The 18,612-nt window shown below is 31.3% G+C and carries 21 protein-coding genes; all 21 read right to left on the reverse strand.

Translation table 11 applies throughout. From position 1 onward, the window contains the following. Positions 1-65: 65 nt before the first annotated feature. The gene (locus AC2LE6_RS00120) at positions 66-2,681 is read right to left on the reverse strand and encodes an MASE3 domain-containing protein (RefSeq protein WP_484477194.1); all 2,616 of its coding nucleotides are present in this window, start codon (positions 2,679-2,681) and stop codon (positions 66-68) included. 79 nt (positions 2,682-2,760) lie between these two features. After that, positions 2,761-3,585, reverse strand: a complete 825-nt coding sequence (locus AC2LE6_RS00125) for a DUF2785 domain-containing protein (protein WP_484477195.1) — start codon at positions 3,583-3,585, stop codon at positions 2,761-2,763. A gap of 44 nt (positions 3,586-3,629) precedes the next feature. After that, positions 3,630-4,301 (reverse strand): class I SAM-dependent DNA methyltransferase, encoded by a 672-nt coding sequence (locus AC2LE6_RS00130; RefSeq protein ID WP_484477196.1) that lies wholly within the window; start codon positions 4,299-4,301, stop codon positions 3,630-3,632. Next, entirely contained in the window at positions 4,298-4,639 is a 342-nt protein-coding gene (gene rsfS / locus AC2LE6_RS00135; protein WP_484477197.1) for a ribosome silencing factor, read from the reverse strand. The genes AC2LE6_RS00130 and rsfS overlap by 4 nt, the downstream gene beginning before the upstream one ends. After that, the gene (gene yqeK, locus AC2LE6_RS00140; RefSeq protein ID WP_484477198.1) at positions 4,626-5,216 is read right to left on the reverse strand and encodes a bis(5'-nucleosyl)-tetraphosphatase (symmetrical) YqeK; all 591 of its coding nucleotides are present in this window, start codon (positions 5,214-5,216) and stop codon (positions 4,626-4,628) included. The genes rsfS and yqeK overlap by 14 nt, the downstream gene beginning before the upstream one ends. Then, positions 5,216-6,310, reverse strand: a complete 1,095-nt coding sequence (gene yqeH / locus AC2LE6_RS00145; protein WP_484477199.1) for a ribosome biogenesis GTPase YqeH — start codon at positions 6,308-6,310, stop codon at positions 5,216-5,218. Before yqeH ends, yqeK begins: the two co-directional genes overlap by 1 nt. 1 nt (position 6,311) lies before the next feature. Beyond that, a complete protein-coding gene (locus tag AC2LE6_RS00150; RefSeq protein WP_484477200.1) occupies positions 6,312-6,875 on the reverse strand; it encodes a YqeG family HAD IIIA-type phosphatase in 564 nt (187 codons plus the stop codon). Between the two features lie 4 nt (positions 6,876-6,879). Further along, positions 6,880-7,269, reverse strand: coding sequence for a hypothetical protein (locus AC2LE6_RS00155; RefSeq protein ID WP_484477201.1), 390 nt, complete (start codon positions 7,267-7,269; stop codon positions 6,880-6,882). 24 nt (positions 7,270-7,293) lie between these two features. Next, positions 7,294-7,701 carry a hypothetical protein gene (locus AC2LE6_RS00160; protein ID WP_484477202.1) on the reverse strand — a complete coding sequence of 136 codons (408 nt, stop codon included), beginning with the start codon at positions 7,699-7,701 and terminating at the stop codon, positions 7,294-7,296. Positions 7,702-7,711: 10 nt separating this feature from the next. After that, complete coding sequence (locus tag AC2LE6_RS00165; protein ID WP_484477203.1) at positions 7,712-8,176, reverse strand: hypothetical protein; 465 nt, start codon at positions 8,174-8,176, stop codon at positions 7,712-7,714. After that, complete coding sequence (locus AC2LE6_RS00170) at positions 8,176-9,966, reverse strand: YgiQ family radical SAM protein (RefSeq protein WP_484477204.1); 1,791 nt, start codon at positions 9,964-9,966, stop codon at positions 8,176-8,178. Before AC2LE6_RS00170 ends, AC2LE6_RS00165 begins: the two co-directional genes overlap by 1 nt. An 8-nt stretch (positions 9,967-9,974) precedes the next feature. Next, positions 9,975-10,643: a M48 family metallopeptidase gene (locus AC2LE6_RS00175; RefSeq protein ID WP_484477205.1), complete on the reverse strand. Its 669-nt coding sequence runs from the start codon at positions 10,641-10,643 to the stop codon at positions 9,975-9,977. Then, positions 10,644-11,333, reverse strand: a complete 690-nt coding sequence (locus AC2LE6_RS00180) for a 5'-methylthioadenosine/adenosylhomocysteine nucleosidase (protein WP_484477206.1) — start codon at positions 11,331-11,333, stop codon at positions 10,644-10,646. A gap of 43 nt (positions 11,334-11,376) precedes the next feature. Further along, a complete protein-coding gene (greA, locus tag AC2LE6_RS00185) occupies positions 11,377-11,841 on the reverse strand; it encodes a transcription elongation factor GreA (RefSeq protein WP_484477207.1) in 465 nt (154 codons plus the stop codon). A 25-nt stretch (positions 11,842-11,866) separates the two neighbouring features. Further along, entirely contained in the window at positions 11,867-12,499 is a 633-nt protein-coding gene (udk, locus tag AC2LE6_RS00190; protein ID WP_484477208.1) for a uridine kinase, read from the reverse strand. A gap of 101 nt (positions 12,500-12,600) precedes the next feature. Beyond that, the gene (locus AC2LE6_RS00195; RefSeq protein WP_484477209.1) at positions 12,601-13,791 is read right to left on the reverse strand and encodes a peptidase U32 family protein; all 1,191 of its coding nucleotides are present in this window, start codon (positions 13,789-13,791) and stop codon (positions 12,601-12,603) included. Next, positions 13,791-14,678 (reverse strand): peptidase U32 family protein, encoded by an 888-nt coding sequence (locus tag AC2LE6_RS00200; protein ID WP_484477210.1) that lies wholly within the window; start codon positions 14,676-14,678, stop codon positions 13,791-13,793. Before AC2LE6_RS00200 ends, AC2LE6_RS00195 begins: the two co-directional genes overlap by 1 nt. Continuing rightward, positions 14,679-15,302, reverse strand: a complete 624-nt coding sequence (locus tag AC2LE6_RS00205) for an O-methyltransferase (protein ID WP_484477211.1) — start codon at positions 15,300-15,302, stop codon at positions 14,679-14,681. 2 nt (positions 15,303-15,304) lie between these two features. Next, the gene (locus AC2LE6_RS00210; RefSeq protein WP_484477212.1) at positions 15,305-15,565 is read right to left on the reverse strand and encodes a DUF1292 domain-containing protein; all 261 of its coding nucleotides are present in this window, start codon (positions 15,563-15,565) and stop codon (positions 15,305-15,307) included. Positions 15,566-15,574: 9 nt separating this feature from the next. Further along, positions 15,575-15,988: a Holliday junction resolvase RuvX gene (ruvX, locus tag AC2LE6_RS00215; RefSeq protein ID WP_484477213.1), complete on the reverse strand. Its 414-nt coding sequence runs from the start codon at positions 15,986-15,988 to the stop codon at positions 15,575-15,577. Continuing rightward, positions 15,985-18,612, reverse strand: coding sequence for an alanine--tRNA ligase (gene alaS / locus AC2LE6_RS00220; RefSeq protein ID WP_484477214.1), 2,628 nt, complete (start codon positions 18,610-18,612; stop codon positions 15,985-15,987). Before alaS ends, ruvX begins: the two co-directional genes overlap by 4 nt.

Genomic DNA, 18,612 nt, shown 5'->3' on the forward strand with positions numbered 1-18,612 from the left:
ACCCAATAATATAGTATCGGTAGGTCAATATATTTTCTCAATAAAAAAGGCAGAAAATCTGCCTTTTAATCATATACTTTGCTTTGTGATAGTTTTATGATGTCATCGAAGTGAGTTTCAAATATTTTCACAACATTTGGATCAAACTGAGATCCTGAACATCTCTTTAGTTCTTCTATGGCTTCAGTGTAGCTAATTTCTTTCCTATAAGTTCTTTCAGTTGTCATCGCATCAAATGCGTCAGCAACAGAAATTATTCTAGACAGGATTGGAATTTGCTCTCCGGCTAAGCCACGAGGGTATCCCGAACCATCCCAGTATTCGTGATGACTCAATACTATTTCACTAAGTTGTCTTAGTTCGTTAGATGAGTTTAGGATTCTAAAACCAATTTCTGGATGTTTCTTAACCTCTTCATACTCTTGAGGTGTTAGTTTTCCATTCTTACTAATTATGTCCTTAGTAATAACAATTTTCCCAATATCATGTAGAATACCAGCCATTCTTATTTCATTGATTTGCTGGAATGACAGTTTATACTTTTGTGCGATTACTTCACTAAGCTTTGATACATTTCTTGAGTGTGTCTCTGAATAAACATCTTTCTCATATAAAGTCCTAATGATCGTATCTATAGTATTACTTCTCATTGATGGTACATCTAAGAGTTTCATTCTATACATCTCGTCTTCAGCAGATTTGTATATTTCATTAAAATCTTCGAAGCTCGATATTTTTGCCTTAACACCGTACGATACAGATAGTTGTACTGATTTTACATAATATCTTTTGGCTGATTCTATGAGTGCGAGCACTCTATTTTCAGCTTCCTGTTGATCTGTATTAGGCATTACCATAATAAACTCATCTCCACCAATTCGTGCAATGAAGTCTCTTTTTTTTGCATGATGAATGAATACTTCTGTAGCATGAATCAATAACTGATCCCCACTTAAATGTCCAAAAGCATCATTAACTAGCTTTAATCCATTTATGTCTGCTACTATAATACTCAATGGATAATTCTTTGGTATGTCAATATTCTTGATTTCCTCTTCAAAATATCTTCTATTAAACACACCTGTCAATGTATCGTGATAACTCATATCTACAAGTGATCTTACTATATTGTCACTACTTGTTTTATCTCTAAATGTTACAGTTGCTCCTATAACATCTTCGTCAAAGATTAAGGGATATGTGCTTAGTACCACTTCTATCCATTTTCCATTTTTCTTCCAAAAAATATTCCTAAGATTTGCTGAATCATTACCAGATTCCATTGTAATTCTAGATGGACAATCTTCTTCTTTATATTCTTCTCCATCAATTCTAGAATGATGAATGAGGCTATGCATATTCTTCCCAATAAACTCTGCACGATTACTATACCCAAGTAATTGAATGGCTCTATCATTTATTGAAATGCAAATACCATTTGAATCAATTGTATAAACCCCTTCACCTGTTAAATCAAGTATATTTTCAAGTCTTTCTCTGCTTTCAATAATTCCTTTTTGATATTCTACCTCATTGGAAATATCCATTAAAATACAATGTGTTTGCTTAAAGTTTCCATCACCTTTATAGGCGATTTTTCCTAGAAACCTAACAGGTATTAGATGTCCACTTTTATGAATCATCTCAAAAATAACATCTACACTTCCTCTTTCTTTAAATGCCTTGAAGTTTTCATTTATTTCAGTTTTGCTATTTTCACTCATAAAACTACCAAAAAACTTACCTATCATCTCTTCTTTTTCGTATCCAAGTAATCTTGCATATGTTTCGTTGACAATTAAGAAATGTCCGCTTTCGTCTAGTGATTGATATCCAAGTGGTGCATCATCATATAATGCTCTAAAAATATCCGCATTTTTTTCTGTTTCCTTAAACGCAGCTTTTAATCCATCAATTTCTTTAGAAAAATCAGTTAATGATTTTGATAAAGGATGAACAAAAAACTCCATAATCATTGCAACAAGCAGTAGATATAAACCTGCGACTTTTGTTAAATGTCCAATCACAATTATATTTTCAGTAAGACCAGTGTATAAAGTGAACACTAGTTCTGATGATATTAGCAGGATCAAAATCAGCAAAAAATCGAACTTGAAGTTCCGATGTTCTAGTGGTTTATAAGCAAACATTGTTATTCCGGATGCTATATAGATAAGTATAATTAAATACTCCATTACTATTTTAAATGTTGTTAATCCAGTCCCTACAATATAGCAAGCTGGAAAAATATTGATGAATATGCTTAATACAAGTAAAGTTGAGCCAAATACAACGATAGATATCAGCCACTTCATATTCACTTTAAATTTGTGACTAAGGGTACCGAATAATATTGACGATGCTAGAATTAAATTACCAACAATCCAAAACTGTATAGCCTTATTTCCCGTCGCACCAGAAAAAACATTCATCTCTCCATAATATAAAGTATGAAGAATGAGTACAAGACTACTAAAAAACAAGCCAATTGCAATAATCATTGCAATCCTTGGTAACTCAGTCCTGTGAGATAATCCTATAAATAATAATAATGAAAAACCAATGGCAAGCCCAGTGAATTCAATTATGATATGAAAAACCAAAAAATTATTTTGTGCTAAGAGTATCATCAAAATTGAGTATAACGTCAAACCTGAAATATGAAAAATCTGTGGTTTCATAATCTGTCCCTCCTTATGTAAGATAAATAACCCAAAACAGTTGACCAATCAGTAATTCTAAAAAATAAAAACACTTATACTATCTTAGTTTAACTTTGCTATTTAGAACCTCTTTAATCTTTTCAGTTAAGAAATCATACTCTGGATCATAAATAAATCTAAAGTATAGAGATCTTAATAAACTCTTTATATTTATATTGATATTATATACTTCTGGATATGTTTTAGGACGATTATAATCACTGACAAAATCTATCCAACTCAATAAAAAATCATTATCCAATTTTTTTAATTTTATCATGGATTCTAATACATTTACTGTTCTTTCATCCTCATCATTAGTGTAAACATAGTGATCAACTTCGAATTTCTCATTGATGATATCAAAGATAATTCTAAGTTGATATTCTTCTATTTCCTTAGCTTTAACTATTTGATTAAATGTATCAGCAGCATGAGCAACTGAATGTATAAAACCAACCCTTTTGTCAAAACCTCTTAAGTCAGTTTCCAATTTGTAATACTGAACCAAACCGTCAAACAACTCCTTAAATTCGTGTTTATTATATAGTCCATCTCGGTTGTGTACATAAACAAGAATGGTTAGCTGCAACATCGTAAAAGTGCGTATTAAAGCGCTAAACTCTATGTCGTTGTCTAGATCAAACATCATAAACTCTTGCGATATTAATCTCTTAGATATATCCACAAGCATCTCTTTATCAAAATGAGAATCATGTAGTAAGTGAGCAAGAACAGGATATATTAATTCATCTCGAATATGAGAATCGTGTATTCCGATATCAAGTAATAAATCCTCGAGTAATTGAAGTTTATCTACACCTTCAAATTTGTACTCGGTTTTCTTTTGATTCTTTAATAAATCAACTAAAGCTTCATTCATATCATCACCTCTTACTTAAATTATACTATAAATAAAAAAGAATATTATAGTTCTTTTTTACAAACGTATAATATTCTATCTTCATATTTAATTTTTTTAATCACTTCTATATGATTACTTTTTAGCATTACTGTCATATCTTTAAGAGTGTAAGCCATCTGTAAATGACTTTCAATGTGGTTCCCAATTTGGATGGTATGTTTCATTTGATTATCTATATTTGTTAATACAGCACTCCATCTCATAACATCATCTTTTAATAGCACTTCCTCGGTATGACCAGATAGTTTGTGAATGTACTGAGGTCTTATAGAATCAAATAGAAAAACACTATCTGTATTCATGGCCAAGTAAACATTTTTAAGTGCTTTACTCACTTCTGCTTCATTCTGCAAATAATTTATAACATCACTACTCATACAAATGATGTCATAATCTCTGTTCACAGTATCAAGTATGTCATGTATAAAGAAATTTATCTTAACATCATCAATTGTTGCGTTATTATATGCGACTTCCAACATTTCAGTAGATATGTCTGTTGCGGTAACATGATATCCTTTTTTACTTAATTCGATAGCTAGAGGTCCAGTTCCAGTCCCTAAATCTAAAACACTACCTGATTTGTGATGAACTTGAATTATCTTCACATATTCTTCAACAAGTTTATCATCTACAAACATATCATAATAGGTAGCTAGTTTCTCGTAAATCATTTTAGTCTATCTAGATTTAAAGTTTCAATTTCAGCTAACATTTTTTCTAAGTCGTAATGTTCTCTTTCTTCTTTAGTGAACACGTTCACAATTACATCATTACAATCAATTAGTATCCATGAGTTTGAATTTTTACCTTCAACTCTAGGTGCTTCAAAACCACCTTTTACTAGGTCTCCTGTAATGTGAGTCGCAGTTGCTTTTAACTGTCTCTCACTTGTCGAACTACTTATAACTAAGTACTCGAAGAATGGTGACTTATCTTTCATATCGTATACTACGATATCAAATAAATTTACTGATTCTAACGCATCAATAATAATCTTAATTTTTTCCATGATTTTCCTCCAATAGTTGTTCATAAAACTCCCTTGCATCATATGCTTGTTTGGGAATCTTTGAATGTTCTTTCTCATAATATTTAATAGAATCATCAATCGCTGTATATACAGCTAATTGAAGATTTTGATTAGCAATTTTTCTTACTTTAATACAAGAATCATATGTTCTATTTGGTTCAATGTAGTCACTTATAAATACTATTTCTTCATATCTACTCATATTGGGTCTTCCTACAGTGTGTGAAGATATACTGTTTAGTATTTCGTCATCGACAATATTATACACTTCTTTTGCGTAAATTACTGCGGTGAAGCTATGAAGAATTTGACTATTGAATTCTTCTAATATTCGTTGATAGTTTTTATAGTTGTTTCTTATAATCTCTTCTTGTTTTTTATTATCATAATATTTGGTAATATCATGTAGAAGAGCTGCGTAAGTAAGTTTATCAAGGTCTAGATCAAATCTCTTACCAAGAGACAATGCAGTATCTAGAACTCCGTAAACATGTTTTAATCTGTTTGGTTTGTTTTTATATATCTTTTCTAAGTCTTTTTTGATTACATCAATCATTAAATCAATGCTTCTCTCACATATGGCATTGAATGAATCAATGTGTGAACACTTATTTTAACATTCCCTTTTACCGTGATGAATCCAAGACCAGGTAATACAATATCATACTTTTGATCATTCTTGATGAAAAAGTTGTGTTTTTTAAGTGGGTACTCTTCTCCTTCATACGGTGGAGATAAAACTTTGTGAAGATTTGTCTCATATAAGTTATCTGCATTTTCCAGTTTTGTGCGGTGAATATTTAAGAACTCACTTACATAAACTATCATAGAAGACTTGCTTCCACTTATAATATCTATTCTAGCTAGTCCACCAATAAATAAAGTTTGCCCAGGATCTAATTGATACCCTTTTGGTTTGATTTCTTTTTTTGGTGTAACAGCTTTTAAAGTCTTAGCTGATATATAATGAGTTATTTGCTCATCGTTGATTAGTCCAGGTGTATCTATAACATCAAAATCACCAAACGGTATTTTGATGAAGTCTAAAGTTGTTCCCGCTGTACTTGAAACGGTAATAACTTCTTCTTTTACATCTGTATAATTCTTAAGTAATTGGTTGATGAATGTTGATTTTCCAACATTAGTAGCACCAACTACATAAATGTCTCTTTTTTGTGATTGTTTTAGGATATCTTGAATAATAACATCTAAGTTCTTATTCTTCTTAGCTGACATTAGTTTAATATCTATTGGCTTTAAATTGTTATCTGCGACAATCTTTGTTAAGTGATGCTTCAGTTTGTTTTCTTTAACACTTTTAGGCAATAAATCTACTTTATTTGCGATAATGATTAAATCATTATGGTTTGTTAGTTTTTGAATTTGAGGAATCATTGATCCTTCAATATCAAATATATCAATTATCTTAACAATCAGTGCATTGCTGTTTCCAATTTTACCGATAATCTTAAAGTAATCATCTTTTGTGATTGATAACGGTGTAACCTCATTGTAGTTTTTCAGTCTAAAACAGCGACGACACACTATGTCTTCGCTTGATTCTAATTTACTACTTGGTACAAATCCTGGTTGTTTCTGATCTGTGGATTGAATGATACTTCCACATCCTATACAGCGAAGTTCTTCCATATTACACTCTTTCTTGAAGCTTCAGTTTTTCGTATGTTTCAGGGAATTTTTTTCCAATTTGATTTAGTTTTGTTTCTTCCATTTTTCTGTTTAATCTTGTATACCATTTTTCAGTTTTCTTTTTGATTGGGTTTACCAAGATACTATAAGTTTGTAGTCTATTGGCTCCATAGATATCTGTCATCAATTGATCACCAATTATTACAATCTCATCTTTTTTGTAATCTCTAAGTGTGTTCTTGATAATGCGTTTGAATTTGAAGATAAATGGTTTCCTCATATTGGCATGACCTTCTATGTTTAACCCTTCACAAAAAACATCGACTCTAGGTTGGATGTTGTTTGAAACGATAATGATTTCAAACCCTTTTTTTTGTAAAGACTCAAATAAGTCATCGATTTCTTTATTTGGCACTGTTTCTTGATATGAGATTAATGTATTATCTAAATCTGTTAAGATTAATCGTTTCCCTTGCTCATAAAGAGCATCGAAATCAATATCAAAGAATGTGTTATGAAATTCATTTGGAATGAATTTTTTTGTTTTTAATAAGTATTGAATCATAGTATTACCCTCTGTTCATATTTGATTGGATTGTTTCATAGATTTCTTTTGGTGTTACATTGTATGAATTGTTGATTACGTGTGTAGCTTGAGTTGGTTTATACTTTATTGATAATTCTTTTCGTTCTTCATCATAGGAGATATCTTCTATTTTATCAAAGTCATACTGAACATTTTTACCATATATACCTTGGAAATGAAATGATTTTCTTTCAAATACTATGGCTGGTTTGAATAAATACGTTTTCAGTATTAAAATTGAGACCAAACTTAGGAAGATTCCAACAATAATTAACGTTACTGTTTCTAAAAATATTCCAGTTAACAACATTGAAACAGCTATGATTGGAATAATGAATACTATCTTCTTCTTTAAATATACTTCAAGTCTCATAGAATCACCCTTCTTTATTATATCTTATTTTATCTTGTTTTTCAGTTTCTTTAAAATGACTTCTAATGAGACGTCATATAAATCACTTAGATATAGATTTCTTTTTATGTCTTTTTTTACGTAATCGATATATAAAACTTGTTTGTTCGATTTCCCATTATTTCTTAAATATACATTTGTGATACTTTTCAATGGTATTTTGTACGAACCGTTAGAGTTTATATTAAGTTCCTTATTCTTAATTGATATTACGATTGTTTTCCTATAGTACTTAACAATGTAAGGTATGATAACACTTGATATAGCGAGTGTTATCGTTGTTGCGAGTATTATAAGCAGGAAGTTCCCTGTGATTGATCCTAATATAAAGAATACGATTGGGATTCCTAAGTACACTAATTTGTCTGTATTGTTTCTATATCTTACTTCCATATTATCACCTTCATAATAAGTTTTCTTTTAGTTGTTTGAATAGTACATCAAAGTTTATATCTAGTACGTCTCTTATTGTTATAAACTTTGGTACAACGGTCGGATAGTATTTTATTTTAATGCATTGAATTACACTTTTTCTCCCGTTGTTTACTTGAGTGAAATGTTCCATAGTTACCTCTTTTATTTGAAATACAGGAACTTTATTTTTTTTTAATCGATATGATTGATCAATACATAGAATATCGTTTTCAATTTTTATAGCGGGAATTTCTTTTCTAAAATGAATATAGTCTTTTATGAAGTAGTGAAGTCCAAAGATAGCTCCTATGCTTATAGGAACTATAATAATGAATACTTCAATATTTTCCTGTGATTGATTCATACCATAATTAATAAATAATGAAAGAATTCCTAACCATAAAACAAGAATGTACACAATAAAGATTAATCTACTTTTTCTATAAACAGACATTATCTTTTTGGTCTGATTAGGCAATCTTTTGTGTACCCTATTAGATCTTCTCTATCTGCTAGTTTTAGAGCTTTTCTTACTAAGTTATAGTTCTTTGGATTGCGATATTGGATTAAAGCTCTTTGCATTGCTTTTTCTTCTTTTGTTCTTGGTACATATACTTCTTCCATCGTTCTTGGATCAAGTCCTGTGTAGTACATACATGTACTTAGTGTTCCTGGAGTTGGATAGAAATCTTGTACTTGTTCAGGATAATACTTTAAATCTCTAATATATAGCGCAAGTTCTATAGCGTCTGTCAATGTTGAACCTGGATGGCTACTCATTAAGTACGGCACTAAGAATTGATTTTTGTCATATTTTTCGTTTAACGCATAATACTTTTTAACGAATTTGTCGTATAGACTTCTTTTTGGTTTGTTCATTTTCTCAAGTACAGTATCACTTACATGTTCTGGGGCAACTTTTAGTTGTCCAGATACATGATGTTCAACAAGTTCTTTAAAGAATTGATCGTTTTGATCGTACATTACGTAGTCGTAACGAATACCCGAACGAACAAAAACTTTTTTGATTTTGTCTAGTTCTCTTACTTCTCTTAAGATATCTAGATAGTTATTGTGTTGTACTTTTAATAGTGGACAAGGTTTATCTTCTAAACACTGTTTGTTTAAACATACACCTTTTGTGACTTGTTTTTCACAAGCGGTGTCGTAGAAGTTAGCTGTTGGTCCACCGATATCATGGATATATCCTTTGAAATCATCGTATTTTGTTATTTGTTTTGCCTCTTCAACGATTGATTCTTTTGAACGTGATTGGATAATTCTACCTTGGTGGTATGTTAAAGCGCAGAAACTACATCCTCCATAACAACCACGATTACTAATAATACTGAATTTAACTTCGTTGATCGCAGGGATGTGTCCTAGTTTCTTATATATAGGATGATAGTTTCTCATATACGGTAAACTGTATATTGAATCCATCTCTTCTTTTGTCAGTGGACGTGATGGAGTGTTTTGTACTACGGTGTGATTTCTATATGTTTCTATAAGTGGTTTAGCACTTATATGATCTATATTATTGTATTTAATATTAAAGCTTTCAGCGTACTTCTCTTTGTTTTCTAGTATTTCATCATAACTAGGTAAGTAGATTCCATCAGCTGGAATATAACTCTCGTTTTTTGTTTTGAATACTGTCCCTGTGATAAACACGATATCTTTTATATCTAAACCACTTCTTAAGTATTCAGCAACTTCTATGATACTTAACTCAGACATTCCATATACTAGTAAATCTGCCTTAGAATCAATCAGGATACTTTTTCTTACTGTATTCCCCCAGTAATCGTAATGAGCCATTCTACGTAAAGATGCTTCGATACCACCTATAATGATATTGGCATTTGAGAATAGTTGTCTTACTTTTTGAGAATATTTTATGGTTGCGTAGTCTGGACGAAGATCCATTTGTCCATCTGGACTGTATAAATCTTTTTGTCTTCTTCTTTTTGAGACAGAATAGTGATTTACCATGCTATCGATATTTCCACTACTTATTAGGAATCCTAGCTTTGGAGTACCAAGTCGTTTGAAATCATCATTGTTCTTCATATCAGGTTGTGCGATAATCCCTACAGTAAAACCGTAGCGTTCTAGTAATCGTGATATAATCGCAATACCAAAAGATGGATGATCTACATAAGCATCACCACTAATTAATATAAAATCTAATTGATCGATATTTCGTTCTAATAAGTCTTCTTTTGAAATTGGTAAAAACATAGTATCACCTATCTATATATAGTTTTAAGTTCTTTTCGTAATTGTTTGTAGTTTGGACATAGCTTTTTTAATACATTGTAGAAGTTTACACTATGATCCTGAAATTTCAAATGACAAATTTCATGTAGAAAAACGTACTCAATATATTTAATGTCATAATGAATCAAATGAGTAGACATGTTTATGTTTCTTAGTCTTGCATTACAACTACCAAATCTTGTTGTTGTATACCTTGTTTTTATATGTATATCTGAAATGTTAACAACACCATTGTCAATGTACTTTAGACGTAAGTTGTTTAGTATATCTAGTAGTTGTTTCTTTTCAAATCGTTTCATCATACTTTTTAATTGGTCAGTAGAAATAGCAGGTTGAATGCACTCTGTTTCTGTGATTATTATTTTATCAACGTTGTCAGATGATTTAATATTTAATTCCTGACCAAGGAAATAGTATTTCGATTTATCTGGAATCCTTGTAATTGTTGCTTTGTCGTACTTCTTTAAGAACGCAGTTGCATTTTGTTTAATGAAGTTAACAGCATACTTTTCAGTTTGATATTTTGACAAATTTATTTGAATATAGCCTTCTTTTTTAAAATAGAAGTATGTATTCTTATTTGGCTTTTTGGTTATGTTTAATTTGATTTCACGACTGTTAATCGTAATCACTTTCATTTAAATGACACCGATTAACTTTTCGAGTACTTTTGATGCATTTAAGCTTGCAGCTTCAACGAATTTATCAAAGTCTTCTGCCTGATTTTCGTCGTCTAGTATATCGCTAATTGATCGATATATAATGAATGGAACGTTATACATTGTAGCAACATGTGCTATAGCAGCAGACTCCATTTCTATAGCGTAAATATCGCTATATTCTGAATTTACTTCTTTGATTGTTTCTTTTGAGTAAACAAACTGGTCACCTGATGCGATACGTCCAACTTTATAGTTATACTGTAGAAAATCAAGTATTGATTTCGTTTTATTTAATAGTGTTTTATCTGCAATGTATGTTGGTTCTGAACCTGGTAACTGTCCATGTTTATACTCACTAAACTTTGTGACATCTACATCATGATAAAGTACTTCAGATGATATTACTACATCTTTATGTTTTACGCCATTTTGTCCACCCGCAACACCTATATTGATTACTGATGTTACATCGAAGTGTTCTAATAGTAGAGTAGTTGTTACTGCTGCATTTACTTTTCCTATTCCAGCCAGAACTAAAACTACTTCTTTTCCTGAAATTGATCCAGTATAGAATGTCCTAATCCCTTTTTTTACTTTATCTAAATCATCAATTTGACTTTTAATTGTATTGATTTCTACTTCCATTGCTCCAATAATACCTATCATATATTTTCCTCCTAAGAACAAAAAAAGAATGTACAAGACATTCTTATTTTACTTCAACAACTTTAACTTTAACTTCTTTTCCAGTTTCAGTCTTAACAGTTATTTGTGCACCTTTTTGTAATCCGATAACACCTTTACCAATTGGAGAGTCATTTGAAATTTTACCTCTTAATGGGTTTGCCTCAATAGAACCAACAATGCTGTATTCTTTTTCAGGCATTGATCCAACTTTAAGTACAACTGTTTTTCCGATGTTTACTTTATTTGAATGATCTTCTTTAATAATCTCGTAATTTTTTAAGATTCCTTCGATTTCTTTGATACGACCTTCGATTTCAGCTTGTTTATCACGAGCTGCATCATAGTCTGCGTTTTCTGATAAATCCCCTTGTGCACGAGCATCTTTTAATGCTTCTAAGTTCTCAAGACGATCAACATCTTTTAATTTATTTATTTCTTCTTGTAGGTTTAGAAGACCTTCCTGTGTTAATTTATACGATTTATCCATGCTAATACCTCCATATCATATGTTATTATACTACATCTCTATTTGAAATGATAGAATTTATTTTTGTGATGATTAAGTCTACTGCAACGTCATGATCTTTATCATTTGGAATGATAATATCGGCATAACGTTTTGTTGGTTTAACAAATGCATAATGCATTGGTTTAACTGTATTTAAGTACTGATTTACTACACTATCTAGTGATCTTCCGCGTTCAGCCATATCTCTTGACAAACGTCTAATGAAGCGTAAATCATCATCTGCTTCAACGAATAATTTGATATCACATAACTCTCTGATGCGATCATCTTCCATTATTAAAATACCTTCTAGAATAATGATGTCTCTTGGTTTGATATCTTCGTAATCTTTTGCTCTGTTATGATTTTCAAAATCATAGGTTGGTTTTGTAATGGTTTCACCTTTGATTAGTTTTAAGATTTGCTTATACATTAAGTCGTTGTCTAAACTAAATGGATGATCATAATTCACTTTGTAACGTTCTTCCATTGTCATTTCAGTTTGATCTTTGTAATAGTCATCATGTTTGATTACAATAACTCTGCTTGAATCAAATCCTCTTACAATCTTATCAACTACTGTTGTTTTACCACTGGCACTTCCTCCAGCTACTGCGATAATGACAGGTGTATTCATAGTATCAACCTTTCCACTACAAAAGGAGTTAAAAACTCCTCGTGTATATCATATTCGTATTTTCATATATATTATATTATATAAACTGTATATTTCAATATTTATTTCACTTTTCTCAGCATATCGTATTTAGATACCTTGAATGGAATGTAAATTTGAAGCATTTGTTTTGGATGACGAGCTGCATCAAGTGATTTGCCGTCTGTATCCATTATGTCTTCTACTTTAAAATGTATTGGTCTAAAGTTTGGACTAAAAACTTCAATTTCATCTCCAGGAATGAAGTGATTTCTTTGTTCGATGATTGCGATGTTTGAATGTTCATCATAATCATGAACTAAACCAATGAACTCCTGAGTAGGATTTTCATTTCTCATATTATATAGCTGTTCATCGATTGTTGTCATACCTTCCATAAATCCATGACTTGTTAATCTATTTTCAGCTTTTTTGATTTCAAGTAAGTATTTTGGTAGATCTACTTCATAATCATCACAGATGTTGTCTATTAATCTTCTATATGTGCTAACAACAGTTGCTATGTAATGAATCGATTTCATTCTACCCTCAATTTTTAATGAGTCTACACCAATATCAATAAGATCACTGATGTGTTTAACAGTTTGTAGATCTTTACTACTCATTGCAAAATGTAGTTCTTCATCATTCAATTTGCTTTCGCCATCAAACAAGTCATAATTCCATCTGCAACTATGGGCACATCCTCCACGATTAGCGTCTCTATCTGTCATTGTATTTGATAGTGTACATCTTCCACTATAAGACACGCACATACCACCGTGAATGAATACTTCCATATGGCACTCTGTATTATTTCTTAGCTCTAACAACTCATGTTTGTTCAGTTCTCTTGCAAGAACCACTCTAGTAACACCTTCTTCATGCCAAAAGTTTACAGATTCATGGTTTGTGTTAGACATTTGTGTTGAAATATGTATTTCTAAATTGGTATGTTCTTTTGCAGTATCGATGATTACAGGGCTTGCGCAAATGATAGCGTCGACTCCAACTGCTTCCAACTCTTGTAAATAATCAACAAGTCCTTCTACATTGTCGTTATGAGGAATAATATTTGTTGTTACGTACACTTTTTTATTTAAGTTATGTGCGAAGTCACATGCTTCTTTAATTTGAGGTATATCAAAGTTTGAAGCTCGTGCTCTTAAACTAAATTTTCTACCACCAATGAATACAGCGTCGGCACCGTACATAAAGGCAATTTTTAGTTTTTCTAGACTTCCCGCGGGAGCTAATAATTCAGGTTTCTTCATTAGAATTTATCATAAACAGTTTTCTTATATAAGAATCCTGAATCATGATCTCTTTCGTATAATTTTGAGAATATTTTTGCTTTTGAAATAGATTCTTCCATTTGCAATAGTGCACGATAATTCCCGACAGTTTCTATTAAATAGTTGGTGTCTTTAAATATTCCATCGATGATAAATACATCAACACAATCTTTAAGGATTCCAATTTCTTGATAGCTTTCAAGTGCTTTCTCTCTAAATATATGTGTACCATGAACATCTTGGAAAATAGGGTATGCTTCATTTCTAATTTCTTCAACAATTCTTAGGTTTCTATTATTTATGAACTTGTTATATTCTTCTTTTGTATATTTAAAGAAGTTTTCGATTAATGGTCGACGACTATGAAACATATTTAAATGACCGTGACCCACAATTGAGATCTCAGTCTGTTTCTTATCACATATTTCGTTAATATCATCTAGAGTTATCTCTTTTGATATTGTAAGTCCTTTGATTCCTTTTTTATTCCAAAAATGTGTATCGTAGTAATTTGTGTTTAATGTTTCTGGATTATAGATTAATTTAGTTTCTATTTCTAATCTTTTAGCAATCATATAGACTCCTAAATCACCAAAAATAATTCCATCAACACCAATCTCCTTAACAAAATTCAGGAATGTTTCCATTTCTTCTAGATCATTGTTGTGAACTATTATATTTACGTTGATATAAAGTTCTTTACCTAGAAGTGTGGTTACATTTTTTGCTTCAGTTATTTCCATTGTAGAGAATGAATATACTAGCCTATTGGCATATTTTTCATTACCTAAAATAAAGATATCTGCTCCAGCTTTTGAAAGGTTTTTAATACTAGATACACTAAAAGGCGTTACTGCAATCTTCATCTAATCACTCCTCTTAATGCTTACACTCATTCCGTCACCTATTTCGTATATATAGGTATCGTATCCTTGTTTCTCAACAACCCATTTATTGAATCGATCAATTTTTGTTAGAAGCTGACGTAAATTCCTGTCTTTCACTTCTTGATCTACTAGGTTGTGAAATAGTAAATTATCTGTGACGATTATTCCTTTCGAAGTAAGTAGTTTTTCATACTTTTCAAAGAATTTAATACTTTGTGCTTTGGCTGCATCTATGAAAATCAAATCAACACTGTTTAATACAGTTTCATCAACTTCAAGAGCATCCTTATATATTATATCAATTCTGTCTTCCAAATTGGAGTTAAGTACATTTTTTTTTGCAATATCGTACATTTTTATATCACGTTCGATGGTTGTAATGGTGACATCTGTTTTTAATGCCATGGCGATACTACTATATCCAATCGCTGTCCCAATTTCTAAAATGGTAGACACATTTCTAAGTTTAATTAATTGAATTAAGAAGTTTAATCCAACTTCAGTAATGATTGGAACTTTGTTATCTTCAGCAAACATACGTAAAGAAACTAACGTTTGGTTAGTTTCTTTATTGTTTATTTGCTTTAAATAAGGATGGCTCAAATTTAAGCTTCCTCTTCATCTAAGAAAGTATTTAATACTTCTTCGATCATATCCCATTCAGTATCTGATTCGATTGGTGATAATTCTCCACCTTCAGTGTTTTCTTCGTTGAAACTTGATGCAAACACTTCGTCGTTTTCATCACCTGGTAATTTGTAAACTACATAAGATTTGTTTGTTTCATCTGATTTGAATGTAAGAACTATTTCGTATAATACTTCGCTCCCAGATTCATCGATAATTGTCATTGTTTCAGTATCCATAATATCCTCCTATAGACTGTCAAGATATCCTTGTAAGATGATTGTAGCTGCCATCTTATCAATATCTTTTTTTCTGTTTTTCTTTTTTAGATTTTGGGCAACCATCATGCTTGTTGCCATTTTACTTGTTAATCTTTCATCCCATAATACTACTTTTACGTCTGATTGTGCTTCGAGGTTTTGTTTGAATTCTTCGCTTATTTTTGCTTGCCCACCAGCAGAACCATCCATGTTTTTGGGATGTCCTAATACTACTACATCTATATTATACTTCTTTATTAGGTCTTTTGTATAGTTTAATGGTATATCAAATTCTGAATCTTCAAAACGGAATGTTTCTAGTCCTCTTGCCAAAAACATAAGTTCATCTGACACAGCGATCCCAAGTGTTCTATTTCCTAAGTCTAAACCAAGTTTTTTCATGATAATAATTCTCGAACTTTCTCTAATGCTTCTTCAACTTTGGAAACATCTTTACCTCCAGCTTGAGCCATATCAGGACGACCTCCACCATTACCACCAGCAATGATTGCGGCTGCTTTTGCTATATTACCTGCGTGGTATTCTTTGTTGTTTGATTTACAGATAAATGTAACTTTATCTCCATTAACATTTGCGACAAATACTATACCACCAGGTAGATGATCACTTAATCTATCTACAAGAGGTCTTAAACTATTTTTATCAATGTCTTCTAAACGTATTACTAATTTGTTATCAACTGCCTTTTCAATTAACGAATCTACATTTTTGAACACTTGTTCTTTTAAAAGTTCTTTATATTTTTTGTCAAGGTCTCTTGCTAAGTCTCCAAGTTTGTTAAACTCAATTCTTTTATTGATTACATCTTGGTAACTCCCTATGATTTCTTCGTTTCTTTCAAAATTAAATTCTAGGTTTATATCATTTTGTGAAGCATCTTCTAATAAGTTACTTACTTTAAGATCAAGCTTATCCATTTCTTTGTTTAATCCAATGAACTGGTTTCTTATGTTTGATACAGATTCATTTGCATGTCCAACAAGTCTGTAGATTCCTGAACCTTTGTTTTCTATTGATGCAATGCAAAACTGTTTGATTACACCAGTATTTGGTACATGTGTTCCACCGCATAAATCAACAGTGTAATCCATATTTACAACACGAACTTTGTCACCGTATTTCTCACCGAATTCTGCGATAGCACCCATTTCTTTTGCTTCATCAATTGTTCTTTCTTTTACATCAACTATGATGTTTTCTTGGATTTTCTTATTAACAAGATCTTCTATCTTCAATAATGTATTGTCATTTAAACTATCAAAATTATTGAAGTCAAAACGTAGTGCTTCGCTTGATACATTACTACCTTGCTGTGATACATGACTTCCTACAACTTCACGTAATGCTGCAAACAGTAAATGAGTTGCACTATGATTATACATTGTTGCTTCTCTGTTAATTTTATCTACTTTGGCAGTAACTAGATCACCATCTATTAAATCATGAGATGTAAGTTGATGTAAGAATTGCCCGTTTGGTAGTTTTTGCACATCTTCTACAGTATATTCCTTATTACCGGTGGTGATAACACCTTTATCGGCAACTTGTCCTCCGCTTTCAGCGTAGAATGGTGTTTGTTTTAAAACTACACCTTCTGGGAATGATTTAAGTACTTTTGTTTCTATAGTAAGTGTGTCGTATCCAACGAACTCATCTTCCCCTTTAAAGTTAATGAATGCTTCGTTTTGTGTTTTCATTGAGGCAAACCCTTTACGAGCTCCTCTTGCACGTTCTTTTTGCTTGTTCATTTCTGATTTGAATCCTTCTTGATCGACAGTTACATTATATCCTTCACAGATTTCTACTGTTAATTCAAGAGGGAATCCATATGTATCATATAGAGTAAATGCTTGTTCTCCATTTAACTTCTTATTGTTGTTATCTTTGATCATCTCTTCTAAGATTTTTTCACCTTTGTCTAATGTCTCGAAGAATTTTTCTTCTTCTAGTTTGATGACTTTTTGAACCAGTTCTTTATGTTCTTTTAGATATGTATAATGATCTCCCATTGCTTCAATCACACTATCTACTAATTTGTACAGAAATGGTTTTTCTAGTCCCAAAGATTTACCATGTTTAATCGCTCTTCTTAGTAGACGTCTTAATACATATCCACGTCCTTCATTACTTAATACAGCACCATCACTAACACTGAATACAACTGTACGAACATGATCACTTATGACTTTATATGACATTTGACCTTCATATGGGATATTTGTCATCGATACAATTTGATTTATTATTGTTTCAAATGTATCAGTTTCATAATTTGTTTCTACTCCTTGTAGAACACAAGCTACGCGTTCTAATCCCATCCCGGTATCGATGTTTTTGTTTGGTAACTCTGGATATTCTAATCTATCTAGACCTGGTTTACTGTTGAACTGACTAAATACAATATTCCATATTTCTATATATCGTTCATTCTCAATGTCATTTTTGATTACTTCTAATCCCAAATCACCATATTGTTCTCCTCTGTCATAGAAGATTTCTGTACAAGGTCCACATGGACCTTCCCCTATTTCCCAGAAGTTATAGTTTGTTCTGATTATATGTTTAGGATTTACACCTACTTTTACCCATGCATTTAAGGTTTCCTCATCAGTTGGATAAATTGTGAAGTATAAAATATCCTTGTCAATTCCAAAATATTTTGGGCTTGTTAGTAACTCAAATGCCCAAGGAATTACTTCGTCTCTGAAATAATCTCCAATACTGAAGTTCCCTAACATCTCGAAAAACGTTTGATGTCTAGCTGTTTTCCCTACGTTGTCGATATCGTTAGTACGTAAACATTTTTGTGTGTTAACTATTCTTGGATTTTTAGGAATTACTGAACCATCAAAATATTTTTTTAATGGAGCAACTCCAGCGTTGATCCATAATAAAGTTGGATCATTGTTTGGAATTAGGCTTGCACTTTCTTCAACGTTATGTCCTTTGTCTTCAAAGAAATCTAACCACATTTTTCTTATATCGTTTGTACTTAGTTTTTTCAT

It is taken from the genome of Candidatus Izemoplasma sp. (assembly GCF_982632705.1).

Coding starts and splice junctions, on each gene's coding strand:
- AC2LE6_RS00175 (WP_484477205.1), bottom strand. CDS start 10,643: ATGAAAGTGATTACGATTAACAGTCGTGAAATCAAATTAAACATAACC.
- AC2LE6_RS00130 (WP_484477196.1), bottom strand. CDS start 4,301: ATGATTTACGAGAAACTAGCTACCTATTATGATATGTTTGTAGATGAT.
- AC2LE6_RS00195 (WP_484477209.1), bottom strand. CDS start 13,791: ATGAAGAAACCTGAATTATTAGCTCCCGCGGGAAGTCTAGAAAAACTA.
- alaS (WP_484477214.1), bottom strand. CDS start 18,612: ATGAAAAAACTAAGTACAAACGATATAAGAAAAATGTGGTTAGATTTC.
- ruvX (WP_484477213.1), bottom strand. CDS start 15,988: ATGAAAAAACTTGGTTTAGACTTAGGAAATAGAACACTTGGGATCGCT.
- AC2LE6_RS00210 (WP_484477212.1), bottom strand. CDS start 15,565: ATGGATACTGAAACAATGACAATTATCGATGAATCTGGGAGCGAAGTA.
- AC2LE6_RS00120 (WP_484477194.1), bottom strand. CDS start 2,681: ATGAAACCACAGATTTTTCATATTTCAGGTTTGACGTTATACTCAATT.
- greA (WP_484477207.1), bottom strand. CDS start 11,841: ATGGATAAATCGTATAAATTAACACAGGAAGGTCTTCTAAACCTACAA.
- AC2LE6_RS00200 (WP_484477210.1), bottom strand. CDS start 14,678: ATGAAGATTGCAGTAACGCCTTTTAGTGTATCTAGTATTAAAAACCTT.
- yqeH (WP_484477199.1), bottom strand. CDS start 6,310: ATGGAAGAACTTCGCTGTATAGGATGTGGAAGTATCATTCAATCCACA.
- AC2LE6_RS00125 (WP_484477195.1), bottom strand. CDS start 3,585: ATGAATGAAGCTTTAGTTGATTTATTAAAGAATCAAAAGAAAACCGAG.
- yqeK (WP_484477198.1), bottom strand. CDS start 5,216: ATGATTGATGTAATCAAAAAAGACTTAGAAAAGATATATAAAAACAAA.
- rsfS (WP_484477197.1), bottom strand. CDS start 4,639: ATGGAAAAAATTAAGATTATTATTGATGCGTTAGAATCAGTAAATTTA.
- udk (WP_484477208.1), bottom strand. CDS start 12,499: ATGAATACACCTGTCATTATCGCAGTAGCTGGAGGAAGTGCCAGTGGT.
- AC2LE6_RS00170 (WP_484477204.1), bottom strand. CDS start 9,966: ATGTTTTTACCAATTTCAAAAGAAGACTTATTAGAACGAAATATCGAT.
- AC2LE6_RS00150 (WP_484477200.1), bottom strand. CDS start 6,875: ATGATTCAATACTTATTAAAAACAAAAAAATTCATTCCAAATGAATTT.
- AC2LE6_RS00180 (WP_484477206.1), bottom strand. CDS start 11,333: ATGATAGGTATTATTGGAGCAATGGAAGTAGAAATCAATACAATTAAA.
- AC2LE6_RS00165 (WP_484477203.1), bottom strand. CDS start 8,176: ATGTCTGTTTATAGAAAAAGTAGATTAATCTTTATTGTGTACATTCTT.
- AC2LE6_RS00155 (WP_484477201.1), bottom strand. CDS start 7,269: ATGAGACTTGAAGTATATTTAAAGAAGAAGATAGTATTCATTATTCCA.
- AC2LE6_RS00160 (WP_484477202.1), bottom strand. CDS start 7,701: ATGGAAGTAAGATATAGAAACAATACAGACAAATTAGTGTACTTAGGA.